General features: G+C 68.0%; 18 protein-coding genes. 7 read left to right on the top strand and 11 right to left on the bottom strand.

Going from position 1 to position 20,400, the window contains the following annotated elements; translation table 11 throughout:
- From KJ554_09850 to KJ554_09805, 10 genes are all read right to left on the bottom strand, one after another.
- Positions 1 to 1,027, bottom strand: a 1,027-nt coding sequence (locus KJ554_09850) for a 2-dehydropantoate 2-reductase (GenBank protein MBU0742639.1), incomplete at its 3' end; no start/stop codon positions are given.
- Between the two features lie 29 nt (positions 1,028 to 1,056).
- Entirely contained in the window at positions 1,057 to 1,833 is a 777-nt protein-coding gene (locus tag KJ554_09845) for an enoyl-CoA hydratase/isomerase family protein (GenBank protein ID MBU0742638.1), read from the bottom strand.
- 16 nt (positions 1,834 to 1,849) lie between these two features.
- Complete coding sequence (locus KJ554_09840) at positions 1,850 to 2,299, bottom strand: Zn-ribbon domain-containing OB-fold protein (GenBank protein ID MBU0742637.1); 450 nt, start codon at positions 2,297 to 2,299, stop codon at positions 1,850 to 1,852.
- 3 nt (positions 2,300 to 2,302) lie between these two features.
- Entirely contained in the window at positions 2,303 to 3,457 is a 1,155-nt protein-coding gene (locus KJ554_09835; GenBank protein ID MBU0742636.1) for a thiolase domain-containing protein, read from the bottom strand.
- Positions 3,458 to 3,479: 22 nt separating this feature from the next.
- On the bottom strand, positions 3,480 to 4,223 hold the full coding sequence (locus tag KJ554_09830) for a 3-oxoacyl-ACP reductase FabG (protein MBU0742635.1): 744 nt from the start codon (positions 4,221 to 4,223) through the stop codon (positions 3,480 to 3,482).
- 56 nt (positions 4,224 to 4,279) lie between these two features.
- A complete protein-coding gene (locus KJ554_09825; GenBank protein MBU0742634.1) occupies positions 4,280 to 4,933 on the bottom strand; it encodes a TetR/AcrR family transcriptional regulator in 654 nt (217 codons plus the stop codon).
- Positions 4,933 to 7,788 (bottom strand): molybdopterin-dependent oxidoreductase, encoded by a 2,856-nt coding sequence (locus KJ554_09820; protein ID MBU0742633.1) that lies wholly within the window; start codon positions 7,786 to 7,788, stop codon positions 4,933 to 4,935. Before KJ554_09820 ends, KJ554_09825 begins: the two co-directional genes overlap by 1 nt.
- On the bottom strand, positions 7,785 to 8,663 hold the full coding sequence (locus tag KJ554_09815; GenBank protein MBU0742632.1) for an FAD binding domain-containing protein: 879 nt from the start codon (positions 8,661 to 8,663) through the stop codon (positions 7,785 to 7,787). The genes KJ554_09820 and KJ554_09815 overlap by 4 nt, the downstream gene beginning before the upstream one ends.
- 6 nt (positions 8,664 to 8,669) lie before the next feature.
- On the bottom strand, positions 8,670 to 9,803 hold the full coding sequence (oah, locus tag KJ554_09810; protein ID MBU0742631.1) for a 6-oxocyclohex-1-ene-1-carbonyl-CoA hydratase: 1,134 nt from the start codon (positions 9,801 to 9,803) through the stop codon (positions 8,670 to 8,672).
- 23 nt (positions 9,804 to 9,826) lie between these two features.
- Positions 9,827 to 10,993, bottom strand: coding sequence for an acyl-CoA dehydrogenase family protein (locus tag KJ554_09805; protein ID MBU0742630.1), 1,167 nt, complete (start codon positions 10,991 to 10,993; stop codon positions 9,827 to 9,829).
- Positions 10,994 to 11,401: 408 nt separating this feature from the next.
- Here KJ554_09805 and KJ554_09800 point away from each other — a divergent pair, with 408 nt between their 5' ends.
- The 3 genes from KJ554_09800 to KJ554_09790 all read left to right on the top strand — a co-directional run bounded on the left by KJ554_09800 (position 11,402) and on the right by KJ554_09790 (position 15,783).
- Entirely contained in the window at positions 11,402 to 13,141 is a 1,740-nt protein-coding gene (locus KJ554_09800) for a histone deacetylase family protein (GenBank protein MBU0742629.1), read from the top strand.
- 259 nt (positions 13,142 to 13,400) lie between these two features.
- Positions 13,401 to 13,787 (top strand): cupin domain-containing protein, encoded by a 387-nt coding sequence (locus KJ554_09795; protein MBU0742628.1) that lies wholly within the window; start codon positions 13,401 to 13,403, stop codon positions 13,785 to 13,787.
- A gap of 193 nt (positions 13,788 to 13,980) precedes the next feature.
- A complete protein-coding gene (locus KJ554_09790; protein ID MBU0742627.1) occupies positions 13,981 to 15,783 on the top strand; it encodes a hypothetical protein in 1,803 nt (600 codons plus the stop codon).
- A 200-nt stretch (positions 15,784 to 15,983) separates the two neighbouring features.
- Here the strand turns inward: KJ554_09790 and KJ554_09785 are convergent, their stop codons facing one another.
- Positions 15,984 to 16,427, bottom strand: coding sequence for a rhodanese-like domain-containing protein (locus tag KJ554_09785; GenBank protein MBU0742626.1), 444 nt, complete (start codon positions 16,425 to 16,427; stop codon positions 15,984 to 15,986).
- On the opposite strand from KJ554_09785, the gene ubiE reads away from it, so the two are divergent.
- The 4 genes from ubiE to menD all read left to right on the top strand — a co-directional run.
- On the top strand, positions 16,411 to 17,493 hold the full coding sequence (gene ubiE / locus KJ554_09780) for a bifunctional demethylmenaquinone methyltransferase/2-methoxy-6-polyprenyl-1,4-benzoquinol methylase UbiE (protein ID MBU0742625.1): 1,083 nt from the start codon (positions 16,411 to 16,413) through the stop codon (positions 17,491 to 17,493). The two genes, KJ554_09785 and ubiE, sit on opposite strands and share 17 nt — an antisense overlap.
- Positions 17,494 to 17,722: 229 nt before the next feature.
- Positions 17,723 to 18,448, top strand: coding sequence for a 3-deoxy-7-phosphoheptulonate synthase (gene aroF, locus KJ554_09775; GenBank protein ID MBU0742624.1), 726 nt, complete (start codon positions 17,723 to 17,725; stop codon positions 18,446 to 18,448).
- A 7-nt stretch (positions 18,449 to 18,455) separates the two neighbouring features.
- Positions 18,456 to 19,835 (top strand): isochorismate synthase, encoded by a 1,380-nt coding sequence (locus KJ554_09770; GenBank protein MBU0742623.1) that lies wholly within the window; start codon positions 18,456 to 18,458, stop codon positions 19,833 to 19,835.
- Between the two features lie 3 nt (positions 19,836 to 19,838).
- Positions 19,839 to 20,400, top strand: a 562-nt coding sequence (menD, locus tag KJ554_09765) for a 2-succinyl-5-enolpyruvyl-6-hydroxy-3-cyclohexene-1-carboxylic-acid synthase (GenBank protein MBU0742622.1), incomplete at its 3' end; no start/stop codon positions are given.

Below are 20,400 nucleotides of genomic sequence, written 5' to 3'. Positions count from 1 at the left end.
CGCCCGCAGTCTGCGGGGCGGGCGCGTCGCTGCTGCCGCTGGGCTCGGCCAGGGCGGCGCCGGCCGCGGCCCGCAGCATGTCGGCCACCTCCTGCTTGCGCAGGAACTTCTGACGCTCGCGCGAGTGGATGAAGCGGACGAGTCCGCGGTTGTGCGGAGCGTCCAGCCCCAGCCGTTCGGCTTCGCGCACCACCGCCCCGTTGATGGCGTCCACCTCGGTCCGGCACGAGCGGGCCAGGTCCTGCCACATGGACGGCCGGTTCTTGCCGAGGGCCTTCTGCGAGTTGACCACCGGGGCGTAGGGATCTTCCTCGTTCACGATGGGCACGCCCAGCGCCTTCATCACCTCGATGATCTCGAGGCAGAGGTCGCGCATGAACGACTGTATGTCCGGGTCGTCGAGCATTTCGCGGCAGGTCAGGCCCGTCAGCGCCGACACGGGATTGACCACTGCGTTGTGCAGGAGCTTCTGCCAGATCACGTCGTTGATGTGGTCGCGCACCTCGGTGTTCAGGCCGGAGGCACGGAACACCTCTCCCACGCGCTCGATCTCCTCGGTGACGACGCCGTCATAAGGGGCGATCTGGATGGGCTTGATGCCCGGTCGGTAGCGGATGCGGTTCGGGCCCGTGTGCTGGATGCTGTGGTACGTGACCCCGCTGAGCACCCGGGATGGGTCGATGATCCCCGCCATGGTGTCGGTGTTGCCGATGCCGTTCTGCATCGAAAGCATGAAGGTCTCGGGTCCGATCACAGGCAGGCTGGCGCGCACTGCGGCCTCGGTCTGGTAGCTCTTGACCGACACGAAGATCAGGTCGGCGACGGGCAGGCCCTCGACCGAAGAGGTTATCTTCACCGGCACGCACGTCTCGCCGGAGGTGCCCTCGGACACGAAGAGGCCGGACTCCCGCAGCAGTTTCACGCGGGCCTCGTTGATCTCGATGAGGGAGACGTCCTCGCCGCCGAGGGTCAGCTGGGCTCCGACCAGTCCGCCGAGGGCTCCGGCGCCGACGATGACGATATGCATGGGCGTCTCCTGTCTGCGGGAGGTCGTGGTCACGAGTTCGTCCATTCCGGCCGCCTCTTGGCGTAGAACGCCTCGATGCCCTCCACGGGATCGCGGCTGGTCATCAATTCCTCGAGGAAGACGCGCTCGGCCTCGGCGAGCGTCGCGGCGAAATCGCCCGCGCGCGAGCGCTTGAGGGTGCGTGTGTTGAGCCGCAGCACAAGCGGGCTCGCCCGGCGGATATCCTTGAGCACGCCAGCGAGGGCGCCGTCCAGTTCGTCGGCCCCCACGACGCTGGCGACCAGACCCATGCGGGCCATCTCCGCCGCCGAGTAGTTCCGTCCCGTGCACGTGATCTCCATGGCCTTGGCGCGGCCCACCAGCGCGGGGAGTTCGACCACGCCGACCGGCGCGAAGAACCCCAGCCTGATCTCCGGCTGGCCGAACACGGCCTCTGCCGACGCCAGCAGCACATCGGCCATCAGGATCAACTCGAAGCCGGCGCCCATGGCGACGCCGCCCACTGCCATCACGACGGGGATCTCCAGGGCATCCAGCTGGCGGAAAAGCCGGCCGAAGGCGCCGATCATCTCTTGCACCTTGTCCGGGCGATGCTCTCCCACGTCGGCGCCGGCGCAGAAGGCTTTGCCGGCCGCGGTGACGGCCAGCGCTTTCAGGTCCCGGTCGGCGGCTATCGTCTCGAGGTGGGCGCTCATCTCCTGCATCAGGGCGGCGCTCATGATGTTCACGGGCGGGTTGTTCAGCTGCAGGCAGGCGACATCGTCGGACACGCGGTAGCTGACCAGTTCGGATTCTGCGGCGGACATGTTTTCCTCCCTCGTATCAGGACGAGTCCGACTTCACCCAGGTCGTGCCGGGACGCTCCAGGGTGTAGTAGACCTTGATCTCCTCTTCCTCCTCGAACATGCGCGGAACCACCTGCACCTCCATGCCGATGGCGATCTCGGCCTCGGGGATGGTCTCGCCGAACCAGGCCAGCAGGCGGCCCGTCTCGGCCAGGTCGATCACGCCCACGGTGTAAGGGACCATGTCCTCGAAGCCGGCCGGCGCCGCCTCGATGCGGGTGAAGGTCACGACCGAGCCCTGGCCCGTCATCTCGGCGTAAGCGAACTCGCCATGCCGGCAGGCCGGGCAGTCGGCCCGGGGCGGGAAGGAGAGATGATCGCAGGCGGCGCACCGGGAGCCCATCAGGCGGCCGTCCTTGAGGTGCCGCGCGAAGCCGGACACCTTGGTATGGGGGCAATAGCTGACTTTTCCGAACCACTGGAACATGGCTCAATCCCTCCTGAAGACGTGGACGAAGCAGTACTGGCCGATGCCCCCCACGTTGTGGGTCAGGCCCAGATCGGCGTCCTCGACCTGGCGCTCGCCGCACTCCCCGCGCAGCTGCTTGACGATCTCGCAGGCCTGGGAGGCTCCCGTCGCGCCGATGGGATGTCCCTTGGCCTTCAGTCCGCCGTCCACGTTCACCGGCGTCGATCCGCCGATGTAGGCCTGCTTCTCCTCGATGAAGCGGCCGCCCCGGCCGCGCGCGCAGAAGCCGAGGTCCTCGTAGGCCATCAGCTCGGCGATGGTGAAGCAGTCATGGACCTCTGCGACCTTGATGTCCTTGGCCGTGATGCCGGCCATGGCGTAGGCCTCCCGGGCGGCGGCCGTGGCCGAGGGCAGGCCGGTCAGGTCGGCCCGGCGCAGGACCGACATGCTGGCCGTGGCGCAGCCCAGGCCGTCCAGCCAGACGGTCCGGTCGCTCAGTTCGCGGGCCGTGTCCTCGGCGGCCAGGATCAGGCACACGGCGCCGTCGGCGTTGGCGCAACAGTCGTACACGTTCAACGGCGAAGCCACGGGATCGCTCGCGCGGGCCTTCTCGACGGTGATCTCCTTCCGGAAGAGGGCCTTGGGATTGCGTGCGCCGTAGTAGTGGTTCTTTACCGCGACGAGGGCCAGCTGCTCGGCCGTGGTGCCGTACTCGTGCATGTGGCGCTGGGCGAAGAGCGCGTAGTAGCCCGGGAAGGTGGTGCCGAAGACCGACTCCCACTGCACGTCGCCCACGCGGCCCATCAGGGCCAGGATCTCGGGCGTGGTCAGCTCGGTCATTTTCTGGCAGCCGATCACGGCCACGACCTCGTGTACGCCGGCCTTGATGGACATCCAGGCCGTGCGGATGGCGGCCGACCCCGAGGCGCAGGCCACCTCCGTCAACCACGTCGGCCGCGGGTTCAGGTCCAGGTATTCCTGGATCACGCCGGCCAGCGAGCGTTGCTTGTGATACTCGGGAACCGAGCCGATCACCGAGGCGTCGATCTGCTGCGGATCCAGGTCGGCGTCGGCCAGGGCGTCCCGGTAGGCCTCGTAGGCCAGCTCCTGGACGGTGGCGTCGCTGCGCCGGCCGAAGACGGTATGGCCGATTCCAACAACTCCGACTCTGGTCATCGTGTCCCTCCGTAGACAGGGGCTATATGTACTGGCCGCCGTCGACCTTGATCACTTCACCGGTGATGTGGCGCGCGTAGTCCGAGCACAGGAAGACCACCACGTGGGCCACGTCCTCCGAGGTGGCGATGCGCCCGAGCACCGTGTCCTTCACCGCGGCGTTCAGGAATTCGGGCGGGATGGTGGCGGCCATCTCGGTGGCCACCATGCCCGGCGCCACCGCGTTGACGTTGACGTTGAACTTGCCCATTTCCTTGGCCAGGGCCTTGGTCAGGGCGTTGTTCCCCCCCTTGGAGGCGGAATAGTTGGTCTGGCCGAACTTGCCCCGCAGGCCGTTGATCGACGAGAGATTGACGATCTTGCCGCTGCGCTGCTTCATGAAGACGCGCGCCGCCGCCTGGTTGTACGTGAAGTAGCCCTTGAGATTAGTCGCGATGACAGCGTCCCACTGCTTCTCGGACATCTTCCAGATCACCCCATCCCAGGTGATGCCGGCGTTGCAGACCATGATGTCCAGACCGCCCAGTTCCTCGACCACGCGGTTGACCGTGCGTTCGGTCTCCTCGACGCTGGTCACGTCGGCCTTCACGGCCAGGGCGCGCCGGCCCATCTCCTTTATCTTGGCGGCCACCTCGTTGGCGGCGTCGATCCGCCCCTGACAGGTCAGCGCCACGTCGCAACCCTGCCGTGCCAGCTCCAGGCTGATCGCCGCGCCGATGCCCCGGCTGCCGCCGGTGACGATGGCGACTTTGCCCTCCAGTCCCAGGTTCATGTTCGCTGCTTCCTTTCTGGCGTCGCGAGGATCGCGGGGTCACTCGTTGCTCAGGACCGGTCCGCGGGCGCGTTGCCCAGTCCGTTCAGGATCAGGTCGATCATCTCCTCGCCGAGGTGGGCCACCGGTTCGTCCCGCTCGGGGCTGAACCACATGAAGATCCAGTTGAGCATGCCGAAGATGAAGAGGGTGATGTGGCGGATCCGCTCCACGTCGGCCGTCTCGTTCGCATCCAGTCCCTCGAGCTCGGCCACCACGTCGGCCAGGTATTGGTAGTAGCGACGGCGCAGCTCGGCGATGGCCGCGTAGCGTGTCCCCTGCAGGGATTCCAGTTCGAAGGTGCAGACCTTAAGCTCGTTGAAGTGCTCGGTGAAGTATTCCAGGTGATTGCGCACCAGGCGGCGCAAGCACTCCTCGGCGCTGCCACCCTCCTTCAAATCCGCCTCCTGGAGCTCCAGCAGGGCGCCGAAGGTGCGGCGCTGGATCTGGAAGAGCAGGTCTTCCTTGTTCTCGAAGTAATAATACATGCCGCCCAGGCTGAAGCCGGTCTCGCTGGCCACGTCGCGGATCGACGTCTGGCAGAAGCCCTGCCGGGCCATCAGGCCGGCCGAGGCGGTCAGCAGCTTGTCCAGCTTGGGGGCGGTCCGGGGCGTCCGGCCGACCTTGTTCTCCGAGTTGGCGGGACGTTCGATGTCGGCGGACATTACTTCTCTTCCCGTTCCCGTCGTAGCGCCTTCAGGCCGGCGAGAACCTTCTCGGGCGTAATGGGCAGTTCCGTGACCCGCACGCCGCAGGCGTCGTACACCGCGTTGGCGATGGCGCCCAGGATCGGCGGCAGGCAGCCCTCGCCGATCTCCTTGGCCCCGAAGGGCCCGTGCGGCTCGTAGCTCTCGACCGCCCGCGAGACGATGCGGGGCACGTCGCAGATCGTCGGCACCAGGTAGCCGTGCAGGTCGGGGTTCACCAGGGAGCCGTCTTCGCGCACCAGCGTGTCCTCCAGGAGCGTCTCACCGAGGCCCATGATGATGCCGCCCTCGACCTGCCCGTGGAAGGTCACCGGGTTGATCACCGTGCCGGCGTCGCTGAAGTCGTAGAAGTCGTCCACGGTCACGTAGCCCGTCTCCAGGTCGACGGTCACCTCGCACACGGCCGTGGAGAAGCTGTACGCCGGCGACGTGCCGACCGTGGCGCCCTTGTACCGGCCTCCGAGACCGGGAGGCGGGGAATAGTGGCCGGTTCCGGTCACCGGTCCGCCACGGGAGAAGGCCAGGCGCGCGGCCTCGTCCCAGTCCATGCCGAGGCGGGGATGCTCGGCCACGAAGATGCGGCCGTCGCGGGCGGTCAGGGCGTGCGTGTCGCAGCCCAGCCGCTCGCCGGCGACCACCAGGAGCTGCGCCTTGACCTCGGCCGCGGCCATGCGCACAGCGTTGCCGGCCATCAGGGTCACGCGGCTCGAGTATGCCCCGAGATCGGTCGGTGCGAGCACCGAGTCGTTTGCCGCGAGCCAGATCCGGTGGTAGGGAATGCCCAGCTCCTCGGCCGCGATCTGGGGCAGGATCGTGTTGCAGCCCTGCCCGATCTCCGCCGCCGCGATGTGCAGCGAGGCCGCCATGCCGTCTTCCGACAAGCGGATCAGGGCGTTGGAGTGGGGGAACTTGGAACGGTAGATGGGATAGCCCGCGCCGGACACGAATCCGCCGCAGCCGACGCCGATGCCCTTGCCGGGCGGCAGCTTGCCCTTCTTCCGGTCCCAGCCCGTCCGTTCGCGCGCCTGCTTCAGGGTGGCCTCGAACTCGCACGACGAGATGTCGAGGTCGTTGCAGGTGATGGTGTCGGGCTCCATGGCGTTGCGCAGACGGATGTCGAACGGATCGAGCCCGAGCTTCTCCGCCGCCATGTCCAGCAGCGACTCGAAGGCGAACCGGGGCTGGGGCACGCCGTGGCCGCGCATGGCCCCGCTCGCGGGTAGGTTCGTGTACATGCGGTAGCCGTCGTACTTGTAGTTCGGGATCTTGTAGAGCGTCGGCACCATCGAACCGGCGTAGTAGGCCGTAACGATGCCGAAGGAGGTATACGCCCCCCCGTCGAGCAGGATGTGCGACTGGCAGGCGGTGATCGTGCCGTCCTTCTTCAAGCCGATCTTCATGTCGATGTACTGCTTGTGACGCCCGCGGAAGTGGCGAAACATCTCCTCGCGCGTGTACTTCATCATCACCGGCCGCCCGACTATCCGCGCCAAGATCACCGCGCACAGGTCCAGGGGCGTGGCCTCGGCCTTCACGCCGAAGCCGCCGCCCACGACTGGCGCGATGGCGCGGATGTCGCCCTGGGGGATGTCGAAGATCCGGCTCAGCATGTGCCGCAGGTAGTGGGGCGCCTGGGACGACGACCAGACCGTCAGCTTGCCGGCGTGATGCTCCCAGCGCGCCACCGACGCATGGGGCTCGATGGGGCACTGGTAGGTGCGGTTGCCCACGAAGGTGTCCTCGACGATGCAGTCGGCATCCGCGAAGCCCTGCTCGACATCGCCGAAGTGCCACTCGACGGAAGTGTTGATGTTGCGGGCGTACTTCTCGTTCTCGGGGTGGATCAGCGGCGCGCCCTCGGCCATGGCATCGCGCGGATCGAGGACCGCCGGCAGGGGCTCGTATTCCACCTCGATCAGCTTCAAGGCCTTCTCGGCCGTGGCCTCGTCCTCCGCGACCACCGCGGCCACCTCGTCGCCCACGTAACGCACGCGCTCGCGGGCGAGGATCTCCTCGTCGTAGCGGGCGGGGCTCACGCCGTAGCGGACGTCCGGCACGTCCTCGGCCGTGATCACCGCCAGCACGCCCGGTAACGCACGGGCCGCGCTCGTGTCGATGCCCTTGATCAGGCCGTGGGGGATGGGACTGCCGAGGATCTTGCCGTACACCATCCCGGGCAGCTTGATGTCCGCGGCGTACTCCGTGCGGCCGGTCACCTTGTCCGGTCCGTCGTAGCGCGTCACGCTGCGGCCCACGGTGCTGTGGTCCCGCTGCTGGTCCCGCTCATCGTTTTCGCCCGGTCCGGTGTCCAGGTCCACGCCCTCGAAGCTCTGCCAGTCCTTCACGGCCTCGATGATGCGGGGGTAGGTGCCGCACCGGCAAAGGTGGCCGCCGAGGGCGGCCTTGATGTCGTCGTCGTCGGGAGCGGGCTTCTTCCTGATCAATTCCAGGCTGGAGTTGATCATGCCCGGCGTGCAGAACCCGCACTGCAGGGCGCCGTGCTTGATGAATGACTTCTGCAGGGGGTGCAGCTCGCCACCGTCGGCCACACCCTCGATGGTCGTGATCTCCGCGCCGTCGGCAGTGGCGGCCAGCACCAGGCAGGACGTCACCGCCCGCCCGTTCATGAGCACGGTGCAGGCGCCGCAGTCGCCCGTGTCGCAGCCGCTCTTGGTGCCGGTCAGGTTCAGCTCCTCCCGCAGCACCTGCTTGAGCGTGGTCCCGGGGGCTACCCCGAGCACATGGACGCGGCCGTTGACGGTGAGCTGGATCAGGTGAGCGTTGTTCCGGATGTCGCAGCGTGTGTCGCTCATCGGTCCCGTCCTTCCGCGAGGTCGGCGGCGCGTGCTAGTGCGCGGCGGGCCAGGACTGCCACCACGTCGCGGCGGAACTGCTCGTTCCCCCTCAGGTCGCTGATGGGTCGGGCCTCCTCGGCGGCGATCCTGCCGGCTGCGGCGAAAACGGTCTCGCCCGGGGACTCGCCCGCCACGGCCATGGCGCAGCGTTCCGCGAACAGGGGCACCGGACCCACGGCTCCCATCACGATTCGCGCCTCGGTGATCACGCCGTGCTCGACGTTCAGCCAGGCCGAGACCGAGGCGACCGCCAGGGCGGAACCGCGGCGCAGGGCGAAGCGCTGGAAGTTGGCGCCGGACGTGGCGGGCTGGGGCGGGATGCGGATCGCGGTGACGATCTCGCCGGGGGCGAGAACGGTCTTCCGCGGCGCGAGCACGAAGTTACGGGCGGCGACCTCGCGCTCGCCGTCGGGCCCCGCCAAGACGATCGCACCTCCGGCCGCGCACGTGATCGGAGGTGTGTCGGAGCACGGCACCCCGCAGCTGAAATTGCCGCCCATGGTGGCCAGATTGCGGATCTGCGAGCCGGCCATGGTCTCGATGGCCTCCGCGAGGGGGCGGAACCGCTCGAGCACCTCCGGCGACTCGGCGATCTCGTTCAAAGTGGCCAGGGCGCCGATGTGCAGCGTGTCCCCGTCGCACCGGATCTCCCTGAGCTCCGCGAGGCGCCCGAGGGCGATGACGTGCCCCACCGCCTTGCGGCCAGAGCGGAGGTCGACCAGCAGTTCGGTTCCGCCGGCCATGTAGGCCGCGTCGCGTCCGTAGTCGCGGCCCAGGCGACAGGCCTCGGCCACGGAGTCGGGACGGTGGAGGGTGAAGTCGCAGAAGGCCATGCTTCGTCAACCCTCCTCGGGCGCGGGGAGCACCGCGGTGAAGGCGTCGTCGTCCATCAGGGCGCCCTCGGCGATCAGCTGCCGGTACTTCACGAAGTCGATCACGTCGCGGCCCGTACGCTTGCGGTTGTTGAAGGCGGTGAAGCCCAGGAACGCCTCGCCGCTCATGTTCGCCGCGAGCCAGTGGCGGTTGGCGAGTTTCGTCTGGTCCCAGAAGAACTTCTTCTTGGCCCGAATGCCGTCGATGGACTTGATCAGGCAGCCCGGGAACAGGTTCGTGAAGCGCCAAACGATCCGGTCGACTTCGGCGTCGAGGCCGGTGAAGTCGACGGTGCCCGACTTGAGGATCCCCTTGGCCTGGCGGGCCTCGTCGCCGGTCTTCATCTCGCCGTACACGACCTCGCCGTCGTCCACGTAGCGGTCGGTGATCACCAGGGGGTTGCGCACGATCTCGCCGTCCACGTCCAGCACGGGCACCACGGCGGTGATCAGCCCCTTGATCTTCATCTTGTAGGAGCTCCACATCTCGCAGGAGATGCAGTTCCACATGGCGTCCTCGACGGGCAGCATCCAGGGCAGGAAGTCCGTGCTGCCGCCGTCGGGGGCCGAGCCGTGCTTGGGGCCGGCCTGGCCGAAGATCGCCAGGTCCGACGACAGGGTCAGGTCGCAGGCCATGCCGATCTCCTGGCCGCCGGCCACCCGCATGCCGTTGACCCGGCAGATCGTGGGCTTCTTGCAGTTTAGGATGCCGTCGACCATGGCGTTGAACAGGTCCATGTACTCGCCGTACTCGCTGGGGCGGCGGCTGTAGTATTCGGCGTATTCCTTTGTGTTGCCGCCGGTGCAGAACGCGCGGTCGCCGGCGCCGGTGAACACAGCGGCCACCACGCTCCGGTCCGAAGAAGCGGCCTGGAAACCGGCGATCACCCCCTTGACCATCTCGGTGGTGTAGGAGTTGAACTGGGCCGGGTTGTTCAGCGTGATCCAGGCCGTGTAAAGGCCGTCGACGGGAGCGCCCGATGCGTCGAGCACCGGCCGCTTCTCGTAGCCGGTGCACGGCGGCTCCGCACCCCAGTGTTCGGTTCCGCACAGGGCGTGGTTCTTGATCTCGTCGTCGCGAGGCAGCCAGTCTAGGGACATCGGTGTCTCCTTCGTCGTCGCGACTACCGGTAGGCCGGCAGTCCGGTAATCTCCGCTCCCACGATCAGCGTGTGGATGTCGTGGGTGCCTTCGTAGGTGTACACGGACTCCAGGTTGGCCATGTGGCGCCCGGGGGAGAACTCGTCGGTCACGCCGGCGGCGCCGAGGATGTCGCGGGCCGTCCGCGCGCAATCGAGGGCGATGGCCACGTTGTTGCGCTTGGCGAGCGAGACGAGGGGCACCTCGTCGATGCCGTCGTCCTTCAGGCGCCCGAGCTGGTGGCACAGGCCCTGGGCCTTGACGATCTCGGTCAGCATCGTCACGAGCTTCCGCTGGACCAGCTGGAACGCGCCGATGGGTTTGCCGAACTGCCGGCGCTCCAGCGCGTAGCGCAGGGCGGTTTCGTAACAGTCCGACGCGGCGCCGACGGCGCCCCAGGCGATGCCGTAGCGGGCCTGGTTGAGACAGGAGAGGGGTGCGCGCAGGCCCTTGGCCCCGGGCAGACGGCAGCTCTCGGGCAGCCGCACCTCGTCGAACACCAGCTCGCCGGTGTCGCTGGCGCGCAGGCTGTACTTGCCGTGGATGGTGTTCGTCGAGAAGCCGGGCGTGCCCCGCTCCATGAGGAAGCCGACTATTCCCTTGTCGCATCGCGCCCAGACCACGGCCACGTCGGCCGTGTTGGCGTTGGTGATCCACAGCTTGCTCCCGTCGAGGACCCACCCCTCGCCGTCGCGGACCGCCCGCGTCTCCATGCCGCCGGGGTCGGAGCCGTGATCCGCCTCGGTCAGGCCGAAACAGCCGATCTTGCGGCCGGCCGCCAACTCGGGCAGCCACTTGGCCTTCTGCTCCTCTGATCCGTAGGTGGCGATGGGCCACATCACCAGGCTGCCCTGCACCGACGCGAAGCTGCGCAGGCCGCTGTCGCCCCGTTCGAGTTCCTGGCAGATCAGGCCGTACACCGTGGCGCTCAGACCGGGGCATCCGGGGCCGTGGATCGACGGTCCGAGCAGGCCCAGGGCGCCGAGTTCCGGGATGATCTCCATGGGGAAGGTGCCGTCGGCGAAGTGCTGGCGGATGACCGGAAGAAAGGACTGTTCGACGAAGCGACGGACGGTATAGCGGACGCTCCGCTCATCTTCGCTCAGATTGCGGGAAAAGCGGTAGAAGTCACCGCTATTGGGGTCTGTCATGACGTACATCTCGATTCGCGGGGATCTCGAGGATCCAGTCCGTGTGGAACAGGACGCCGCGGCGAATTCCGTTCCGTCGTGTCGAGCATGGTTCGACCGTGGGACAGTAGGGGATTCCTGGATTCGAACTCAAGGAAAATCGAACTAGTGATCGAAAACGTCGCCGGGGGACGGGGTGCAGGAGGCGCGTGGGTATCTTTTGTTCGGCCCTGGCCGCCCAGCTACCGCTTGCACCTGGTGGCCGCAAGCCACTGCTATCGCGAAACCCCCTCCCTATGGGGAAGAAGAACCCCCGTGCCGATCGTCTCAATAAACAGATTACGATTCGTGCAGGGAAGGGTACGATCACGTACTACATGGATGCCGCCGGGGAGATCGGCATCCCGTACTAGGCAAGGAAGTGACACGGTGTTCCGCATTCGCCGCATCCATGACGACATCCTGCCGGTGAACCGCGAGGCCATCCGGCAGGTGAAGACCATCATCGAGGAGCAGTTCGATCAACCGCCCAAGCGCGACATCGACGGCCTGATCCAGAAGCTGCGCGATCCCTTCGCTCAGCGCTTCCGGGCCATCCTGCACGTGGCCGAGCGTCGCGCTGGGCAGGTGCAGGGCTTCGCGCTGGTCCTGCACGAGCCGCAGCTTCGCATGTCATATCTGGACTACATCGCCGCCAGCACCCGCCTGACCAGCCGCGGCATCGGCGGCGCCCTGTACCAGCGGGTGCGCGACGAGGCCGCCGAGTCCGGCGTGCGGGCCCTGTTCTTCGAATGCCTGCCCGACGACCCCGAAGCCTGCCGCGACCCGTCCCTGTTGAAGGCCAACCGGGCCCGGCTCCGTTTCTACGAGGGATACGGCGCCAGGCCCGCGGTGAACAACGCGTACGACGCGCCCCTGAACGACGACAACGACAGCATGCCGTACCTGGTGATCGACGACCTCGGCACGGACCGGCCCCTGCGCCGGCGCTTCGTGCGTGACGCGGTGCGCGCCATCCTCGAGCGCAAGTATGCCCATGTCTGCCCGCCGGAGTACGTCGAGCGGGTCGTCGCCTCGTTCAGGGACGACCCGGTACGCCTGCGCGAGCCCCGCTACGTCCGCGTCGAGAAGACGCCGTCCGCGCCCGCGTCAGGGTCCGCCGAGCGCATCGCCCTGTTCGTCAACGACAAGCACGATATCCACCACGTCAACGACCGCGGTTACGTGGAGTCGCCGGTGCGAGTGTCGCGGATCCTGGCCGAGCTGGATAAGACGACGCTCTTCGAGCGGCAGACCGCCCGCACCCGCTCCCTCGAGCCCGTGCGCCAGGTGCACGACCGGGCCCTGGTCGCCTACATGCGCAAGGTTTGCCTCGACCTCAAGGTCGGGGAGTCGGTCTATCCGTACGTGTTCCCCATCCGCAACGCCAGCCGCCCGCCCACCGACCTGGCCATGCGGGCCGGCTACTGGTGCATCGACACCTTCACGCCCCTGAACCGCAACGCCTTCTTAGCCGCCCGCGGCGCCGTGGAATGCGCCCTGGCCGGCGCGGCGGCCATCGCCAAGGGACGGCGGCTGGCCTACGCCCTGGTGCGGCCGCCGGGGCACCACGCCGAGCAGCGGGTGTTCGGCGGCTTCTGCTACTTCAACAACGCCGCCGTGGCCGCCCACGAACTGGCGTCCCTGGGCCGGGTGGCGATCCTGGACCTGGACTACCACCACGGCAACGGGCAGCAGGACATCTTCTACGCCCGCGACGACGTGCTGACCGTCTCGATCCACGGCAGCCCCCGCTTCGCCTTTCCCTACTTCTCGGGCTATAGCGAGGAGCAGGGGGCAGGCGCCGGCCTGGGCTACAACCTGAACCTGCCGCTGCCGGAGAAGGTGGACGGACCCCGCTACCGCGGGGCCCTGGACCAGGCGCTGCGGCGCATCCGGAGCTTCGAGCCGGCCGTCCTGGTGGTGGCGCTGGGACTGGACACGGCCAAGGGCGACCCGACGGGCACCTGGAGCCTGACGGCCGACGATCTGCGCGAGAACGGGCGACGCGTCGGCGTCCTCGGCCTGCCGACCCTCGTGGTGCAGGAGGGCGGCTACCGCAACCGCACCCTGGGGAGCAACGCGCGGGCCTTCTTCGAAGGCCTGCACAAGGGCGCGCGCGAGGCATGAGCGTGAAGTAGGTGTCGGGTGCGTCCATCGCCATCAGGCTCCATCCTCACCGACCTGATCTCGGCAAGCCGTGCGTGGCGCATTCGCGCGAATATGTTCGCCGTCCCGGTCGGCGTCGCCGACGATGCGCACAGGTTTTCGCCCCGAGTCTGACCCGGCTGTGCCGCATGCCGGAACCCCCTGTTGATCTGCTGGCTCATATGTGAGACCGTATTTATCTTGTTTAAACACACGTTTCCCTGAATGAAAGGCATTCGACATGCGGATAGACAAGAATGACGTTCCGGTCAAGATCGATGCGCCGGGCGCCGTCGCCCGACAGTTGACGGATTTCGGAGATGCGACCGGGTACGGCAAGATCGGCGGCGAGTACTTCTCGCTCGCCGCGGGAATGGACATCACGCCCCTGCTCCACGGCCTCGAGAACGATCTCTGCCAGTCGCCGCACTGGGGATACCTGCTGGAGGGCGCGCTCACCGTCAGCTTCGCCGATGATACGCAGGATACGGTCAGCGGCGGCGATCTGTTCTACTGGCCTCCCGGCCACACGGTGCGCGCCGACGCCGACGCCGAGATAATCCTTTTCAGCCCCCAGCACGAGCACAGCCAGGTCATTGATCACATCCTCGCCAAGATGCAGGGCTGACCGCCTCGCAATCCGTCCCGGCCGGCGTCACGGTCCCGTCGCGGGATCCGGTCGGCCGGGGCGATTCCGAGACCGCATTGAAAGATAAAGTTCACTGGCCATCGGCATGTTCTTGGCATAAACTTATTGTGCTATGCAACCACCCTGTTCTACGCTCCGCGTCGATCAGAGTACCCCCGAGACCGGAGCCGCCATGGGGCACAAGCCGCACGCTCCCGTGCACACCTTCCACATCCCCGTCATGGGTACCGGATTCACCATCGACACGCCGCTGAAGGTGGCGCGCTACGGCATCGCCTCGGTTGTGTCGCTGGTGGACGACGTCCTCATCGAGCAGGTCCGTCAACGCCTCTGCCGGGAGCACGGCGAGCCGTGCGACCCCATCGAGGATCATGCCGACGACGCCCGCGCCCGCCGCATCACCGCCTACCTCGACCTGCTGGATACGCTGGTGCACCGTCAGATCGAGCGCGTGCGCGGCGCGGTGTTCGAGGCCGGCAGCGAGATCGTGCGCTACTTCGAGCTGTTGCCGCCGTCGCCCCTGCGCGCACTCTACGAGAGCATGCAGGCCACCGTCGATCCCGAGGTAAGCCGACAGCTCCAGGACCGGCTGCGCGGGTTCGTCCAGCCGGGTCCCATCGACGTGAACATCATGACCAAGCTCGATCGCGACCACGACCGCCGCGGCCACAAGTTTCGCGAGCGTTGCTCCGACGCCCTGAGCGCCTTGCGCGGGTTCATGAACAGCCGCGTCGATGCTTCGGTGGTGCTGTCGGCGGGCATGAACCGCCGCCTCTTCTCCTACATGGCCGAGTTCGGCGACATGTTCCCCGACAAGCACGGTGATCTGCGCAAGCGCATCGTGCTGAAGGTGAGCGATTACCGTTCGGCCCTGCTGCAGGGGAAGCTGCTGGCCAAGCTGGGCCTGTACGTTTCGGAGTTCAGGGTGGAATCGGGGCTCAACTGCGGCGGCCATGCGTTCGGTGGCAAGGGCCAGCTCGTGGGCCCCATCCTCGAGGAGTTCAAGCGGGAGAAGGACAATCTGGCCGAGAGCCTGCTCGGGCTGCGCCGGCAGGCGTTGGCCGCACTGGGGCGCGGCGAGACGTCGGGGGAGCCCGCTCCCGTCCGCGTCACCGTGCAGGGCGGCCTCGGCGACGCCGACGAGGACCGGCTCCTGCGCGAGCACTACCGCGTGGACGGCACCGGCTGGGGCAGCGCCTTCCTGTTCGTACCCGAGGTCGTCAACATCGACCCCGAGAACCTGGCGCGTCTCACGGCGGCCGGCGAGGACGACATCGATCTGAGCGGCGCCTCGCCTCTGGGTGTGCCGTTCTGGTCGCTGCGCACCTCGACCAGCGAAGAGAACCGCCTGCGGCGCCTCGCCGACGGCAAGCCCGGCAGCTGGTGTCCCAAGGGTTATCTGGTCTCCGATTCCGAGTTCACCACCGCGCCCATCTGCACCGCCAGCCGCGGGTTCCAGCACCGCAAGCTGGAGCAGATCGCCGACTCGTCCCTGTCGGACCTGGACAAGCGGCGCGCCCGGGAGTCGGTGGTGGCCAAGGCCTGCATCTGCCACGATCTGGCCGGGGGCGCCACGGGCCCCATGGACATCGATCCCACCGCGACCACGGCAGTGTGCTGCGGTCCCAACGCCGCCTACTTCCACCAGGTGACCACCCTCGACGGCATGATCGACCATATCTACGGCCGCGCGAGCCTGCCGCTCGCTCCGGACCGGCCGCACATGCTGCTCAAGGAGCTCTCGTTGCATCTGGAATGCCTGAGCCGCGACATCGCCCGGCAAATCGAGGATCCTTCGGATCGTCTGGCCCGGACCATCGCGGAGTGCCGCGACAACCTGCAGCGGGGCGTACAGCATTACCGCGAACTGGCGGGCAAGCTCGTGGCGCCGCACCGCGAAGTCTTCGTGAAGCAGCTGGAGTGCCTGCAACGGGAGTTGGCCGAGCTGGTGCCGGCGCGGGTGGCGGCGGGGTGATGCCTTCGGCGTCCCCATAGGAGCTGGATCATGCGGCTCCGGACACTCCACCCGAAATACCTGGATTCATGGGACCTGGTCGCGCCCCGGTGGGAAACGCTGCTGGCGCAGGCGGTTCTCGGAGGGCATACCGGGGTTGCCTGCGCCACCCACGATTGATTCGTTTTCGCGACATGCCCGCGCCCGTTGACCTGTGGGGGCTATCCCCCCGCACCTTCCGTGTCGACCGGCTTGCCCCTGAAAGCGCCGCCGTAGGCCTTGTCCCTGTCCACGACGATGGGGCGGACCTCCAGGAACTCGCCCTGGGTGTGGAGCTTGGCGTTTTTCGAGGGGATCACGGGCAGGCCCGCGGCACGCCACCCCGCGAGGCCATCCCGGTAGCAGTGGACGTTGCGCAGGCCGAGGTTCTCCAGCCGCTGGACGGCCTGGGTCGCCAGATCGCAGCCCTCGCCGGCCGAGTAGACGGCGACGAAGGAATCCGGGTTCATCACGCTCGCCACGCGGAAGACGAGGGAACCCAGCGGCGCGGTCTTGGCGCCGGGGATGTGGCCGATCTCGAACTCGACGTCCCCCCGCACGTCGAAGAAGGCGACATCGCCGGCATCGAGCATCTTCTTGAGGTCTTCGGTGCTGATGGTCTTCATGGCCGTTTGGCTCCTGTTCGTCATCGCATATCGGCTGTGGGATCGTATTCGTGACCGGCAGGTCCGTCTTGCGCTTCAAGATAGGCGCGAACAGCGCATGCAGCCACAGGCCGTCCAAGGCGGCTTCGTCCCGGTGACGCCGTTTTCCGGGGTCGGTATGCGCGGACGGGCACATCCCCGCCTTGCCCCGTCCACGGGACAGGTCTATTCTTGGCTCGTTTCCAACAGCCTGCTGGCAGCCGTGTGGCGGTCACGCAGTACCTGCATTCCGTGCATATCCAACGGGCCGACCATGAATCATGCCGACATGCCGGAAAACCCGAGCGCGCAGACTCTCGCCGCCGTTCCCGCCAAGGCGGATTCGCCCGCCCTCTTCGATCGTATCTCCCCGCGCTACGACCTGCTGAACCACCTGCTCTCCTGCGGCATGGACGTACGCTGGCGCCGGCACGTCGCACGGGAGCTGTCGAAGGTGCGGCACGAGATCGTGCTCGACCTGGCCTGCGGCACCGGCGACCAGATCATCACGGTCGTGCAGCGTCTACCCGGTGTCCGGCGCGGCGTCGGCATCGACATGGCGCAGCGGATGCTGCGCCTCGGCAACGCCAAGATCGCCGACCGTGGTCTCGACGGCCGTATCGTGCTCGTCCGCGGCGACGGCCAGGGGATGCCCGTGGCCGACGGCAGCGTGGACTGCGCCACCATCGCCTTCGGCATCCGCAACATGCCCGATCCGCGGCGGTGCCTGCGCGAATTCCGGCGCATCCTGCAGCCCGGCGGCACCCTGGCGATACTCGAATTCTCGTTGCCGACGAACCGGCTGTGGCGTCTGGTGTACCTCTTCTACTTCCGCCGCGTGCTGCCCCGGCTCGGGGCGGCAATTTCTGGTGACTCCCGCGCTTATCGTTACCTTAATCGGACCGTCGAGGACTTCCCCTGCGGAGAAGGATTCTGCCGCCTGGTCACGGCAGCCGGCTTCGACGGCGTGCGCATGATTCCCCTCAGCGGCGCGATCGCGACGATCTACGTGGGCGTCAAAGACGATGGGACAGATGATGATATTTAGTTTCGAACGGCAGGACCCGGCCTTGGATATCTTTCTGCAAGCCCTGCGCGACAAGGGAATCGACTGCGAGGTGCAGACCAGGGACCGCGTGGTCGTACGCGTCTTCGGGTGTCTCGACGCGCAGACTGAGGCCCTCGCGAACCGGTCGGGCGGCGCGCCCGGCTCGACGCCGTCGCCCGGCGCCGACCGCAGCATCGACGCCGACTTCGCCGACGCCGCGGCGCCGGTCATGATCGCCGGACCGTGCGCCATCGAGTCCGAAGAACAGATAGAGGCCGTCGTCGACTTCCTGCGCCGGCGCAACATCCGTTACATCCGCGGCGGCGCCTTCAAGCCGCGCACCTCGCCAGACGACTTCCAGGGGCTCGGCGAGCAGGGACTGCGCATCATCTCCGCCAGCGCCCGTCCGGCCGGCCTGAAGATCGTCACCGAGGTCATGGACCGGTCCCAGATCGAAGCGGTCTGCCGGCACGCCGACATCCTGCAGGTCGGGTCGCGGAGCATGTTCAACTACACGCTGCTGACGGCTCTCGGTTCGGTCGACAAGCCGGTGCTGCTCAAGCGGGGGATGGCCGCGACCGTCGACGAGTGGCTCCAGGCAGCCGAGTACGTCAGCCGCGGCGGCAACGATCGCATCATCCTCTGCGAGCGCGGGATCAGGACCTTCGAACCCCGCTGTCGCAACATGCTCGATATCGCCGCCATCGCGCAGGTCCGCCACCTGTCCGGCTACCCGGTGGTGGCCGACCCGTCGCACGCCGCCGGCCGGCGCGAACTGGTCGTGCCGCTCGCCCTGGCCGCCGCCGCGGCCGGCGCCGACGGCCTGATGGTCGAGCTGCATCCGGACCCGTCGACGGCCCTGTCCGACCGCGAGCAGGCGCTCGATTTCGATCAGTTCGACACGCTGCTGAAACGTCTGGCGGGATTGCGCACGGCCCGGGAGGGGAAGGCGTGACGTGGGTATGAGCGCCTGGTGTCGCGGCAGCACCCCCCCGGCCATCGATCTGTCAGGAAGCGATTTCACCGGTCGGTTCCACACCCTGCAGCGACGGCTCGGCGGCGGCCGCGAACGCCTGCCGCTGACGGTCTCGGTCCCCGTCGGCGATGTGCAGATCCTCGCCTGGCTGCGCGGACAGCCGGCCGGTCGTCGTTACTACTGGTCGTCGCGCGACGGACGGTTCGAACTGGCCGCCGCCGGCGCGGCCCTGCGTGTCGAGGCCGACTCGGCCGACGCTACGGGTCTGGCCTACGACCGCATCGACGGGATTCTCGCCGCTGCCGCCGACGATTCGCTCTTTTTCGTGGGCGGACAGGCCTTCGATCCGGCCGGCCCGGCGGACGCCCTGTGGTCGGGTTTTCCGGCACTCGAGTTCACGATTCCCGCCACGATGCTGTGCCGGCGCGGTGCGACCGTCAGCCTGGTCCTGTGCGTCGCGATCGGTGCGCAGAGCCGCGAGGACGCCGTGCGCGACGAACTCGCGGCGCGCCTCGAGCGCATGGTGCTGCCGCGGGACGCGGCGGCCGCCGTCTCGCCGGGCGCCTTCGTCCAGCGTGTCGATCTGCCCGGGCGCAACGACTGGGAGGCGGGCGTCGCCGACACCCTGGCCGCGGTCTCGCGGGGCGCGGTCGAGAAAGTGGTCATGACGCGGCGCACCCGTCTCGATTTCACGAGGGCGGTCGACCCGGTCGCCTGCCTCGAGACGCTGGCACGGGCCAATCCGCAGTGTTTCGCGTATCTGATCGAGCCGCGGGCCGAAGCGGCCTATCTCGGCCTGTCTCCCGAGCTGCTTTTCCGTCTGGAGGGCGGCCGCCTCGAGACCGAGGCGATCGCCGGCACCGCGCCGGCGGACGGGGCGCAGGACCTGCTCGCCTGCGAGAAGAACGGCCGGGAGCATCGCATCGTGCTCGATCATCTCGTAGGGCGGCTGACGGCGCTCTGCAGCCGGGTGGCCGAGCCAGAGCCGCGGCGCCTGTTGAACCTGCGCGACGTCGCGCACATCGCTGTCGGCCTGAGCGGCGAGCTGGCGCCGGACCGGACGCTCGGCGATGTCGTCGCCGCCCTGCATCCGACTCCGGCCGTCTGCGGCACCTCGCCCGCGGCGGCACTGGCGACGATTCGGCGCACCGAGCCCTTCGGCCGCGGCTGGTATACCGGCATCGTCGGCGCGATCGGCCGCCGCCGCGTCGAACTCGCGGTGGCGATCCGCTCGGTCCTGGTGGCAGACCGGCGGTTGACGGCCTTCGCCGGGGCGGGGATCGTCGCCGGATCGGTGCCGGCCCAGGAGTGGCAGGAACTGGAGAGCAAGATCAAACACGTGCTCGACCCCTTCGCCGGAGCGTAAACGGTGTTCACGGAATCCCTCAACCATGTCTGGTCGCGCGCCGTGGTCGAGGAGCTCGTGCGCTGCGGCTGCACGCGCTGGCTGCTGTCGCCCGGTTCGCGCAACACGCCCCTGGTGCTGGCGGCCGACGCGAACGAGCGCGCCGAATGCGAGGTGCTGATCGATGAGCGGGGCGCCGCGTTCAAGGCGCTCGGTTGGGCCAGCGCGACCGGGCGGGCCGCCGTGCTGGTCTGTACCTCCGGGACGGCTGTCGCCAACTACCTGCCCGCCGTCGTCGAGGCGAGCCGATCGGCGACGCCGCTGATCGTGTTGTCGGCCGATCGCCCGGTCGAACTGCGCGAGGCCGGCGCGAACCAGACCATCGACCAGGTCGGCATCTTCTCCTCCTACACGCGCTGGTCCTTCGATCTGGCCGCGCCGCGCGGCGACGTGCCGCTGGCCTCGGTGCTCACGGCGGTCGACCAGCTGGCGTATCGCGCCCACCGCTGGCCGGCCGGCCCGGTCCAGCTGAACTGCCAGTTCGCAGAGCCGCTGGCGCCGGAGCCGCCCGCGCCCGGTCCGCCGT

It is taken from the genome of bacterium, assembly GCA_018814885.1.
Taxonomy (GTDB): Bacteria; Krumholzibacteriota; Krumholzibacteriia; order LZORAL124-64-63; family LZORAL124-64-63; genus JAHIYU01.
This window is presented reverse-complemented; position numbering and strand designations above follow the sequence as displayed.

Coding starts and splice junctions, on each gene's coding strand:
- aroF (MBU0742624.1), top strand. CDS start 17,723: ATGATCGCCGGACCGTGCGCCATCGAGTCCGAAGAACAGATAGAGGCC.
- KJ554_09770 (MBU0742623.1), top strand. CDS start 18,456: ATGAGCGCCTGGTGTCGCGGCAGCACCCCCCCGGCCATCGATCTGTCA.
- KJ554_09840 (MBU0742637.1), bottom strand. CDS start 2,299: ATGTTCCAGTGGTTCGGAAAAGTCAGCTATTGCCCCCATACCAAGGTG.
- KJ554_09815 (MBU0742632.1), bottom strand. CDS start 8,663: ATGGCCTTCTGCGACTTCACCCTCCACCGTCCCGACTCCGTGGCCGAG.
- oah (MBU0742631.1), bottom strand. CDS start 9,803: ATGTCCCTAGACTGGCTGCCTCGCGACGACGAGATCAAGAACCACGCC.
- KJ554_09805 (MBU0742630.1), bottom strand. CDS start 10,993: ATGACAGACCCCAATAGCGGTGACTTCTACCGCTTTTCCCGCAATCTG.
- KJ554_09785 (MBU0742626.1), bottom strand. CDS start 16,427: ATGAAGACCATCAGCACCGAAGACCTCAAGAAGATGCTCGATGCCGGC.
- KJ554_09845 (MBU0742638.1), bottom strand. CDS start 1,833: ATGTCCGCCGCAGAATCCGAACTGGTCAGCTACCGCGTGTCCGACGAT.
- KJ554_09825 (MBU0742634.1), bottom strand. CDS start 4,933: ATGTCCGCCGACATCGAACGTCCCGCCAACTCGGAGAACAAGGTCGGC.
- KJ554_09835 (MBU0742636.1), bottom strand. CDS start 3,457: ATGACCAGAGTCGGAGTTGTTGGAATCGGCCATACCGTCTTCGGCCGG.
- KJ554_09795 (MBU0742628.1), top strand. CDS start 13,401: ATGCGGATAGACAAGAATGACGTTCCGGTCAAGATCGATGCGCCGGGC.
- KJ554_09820 (MBU0742633.1), bottom strand. CDS start 7,788: ATGAGCGACACACGCTGCGACATCCGGAACAACGCTCACCTGATCCAG.
- KJ554_09790 (MBU0742627.1), top strand. CDS start 13,981: ATGGGGCACAAGCCGCACGCTCCCGTGCACACCTTCCACATCCCCGTC.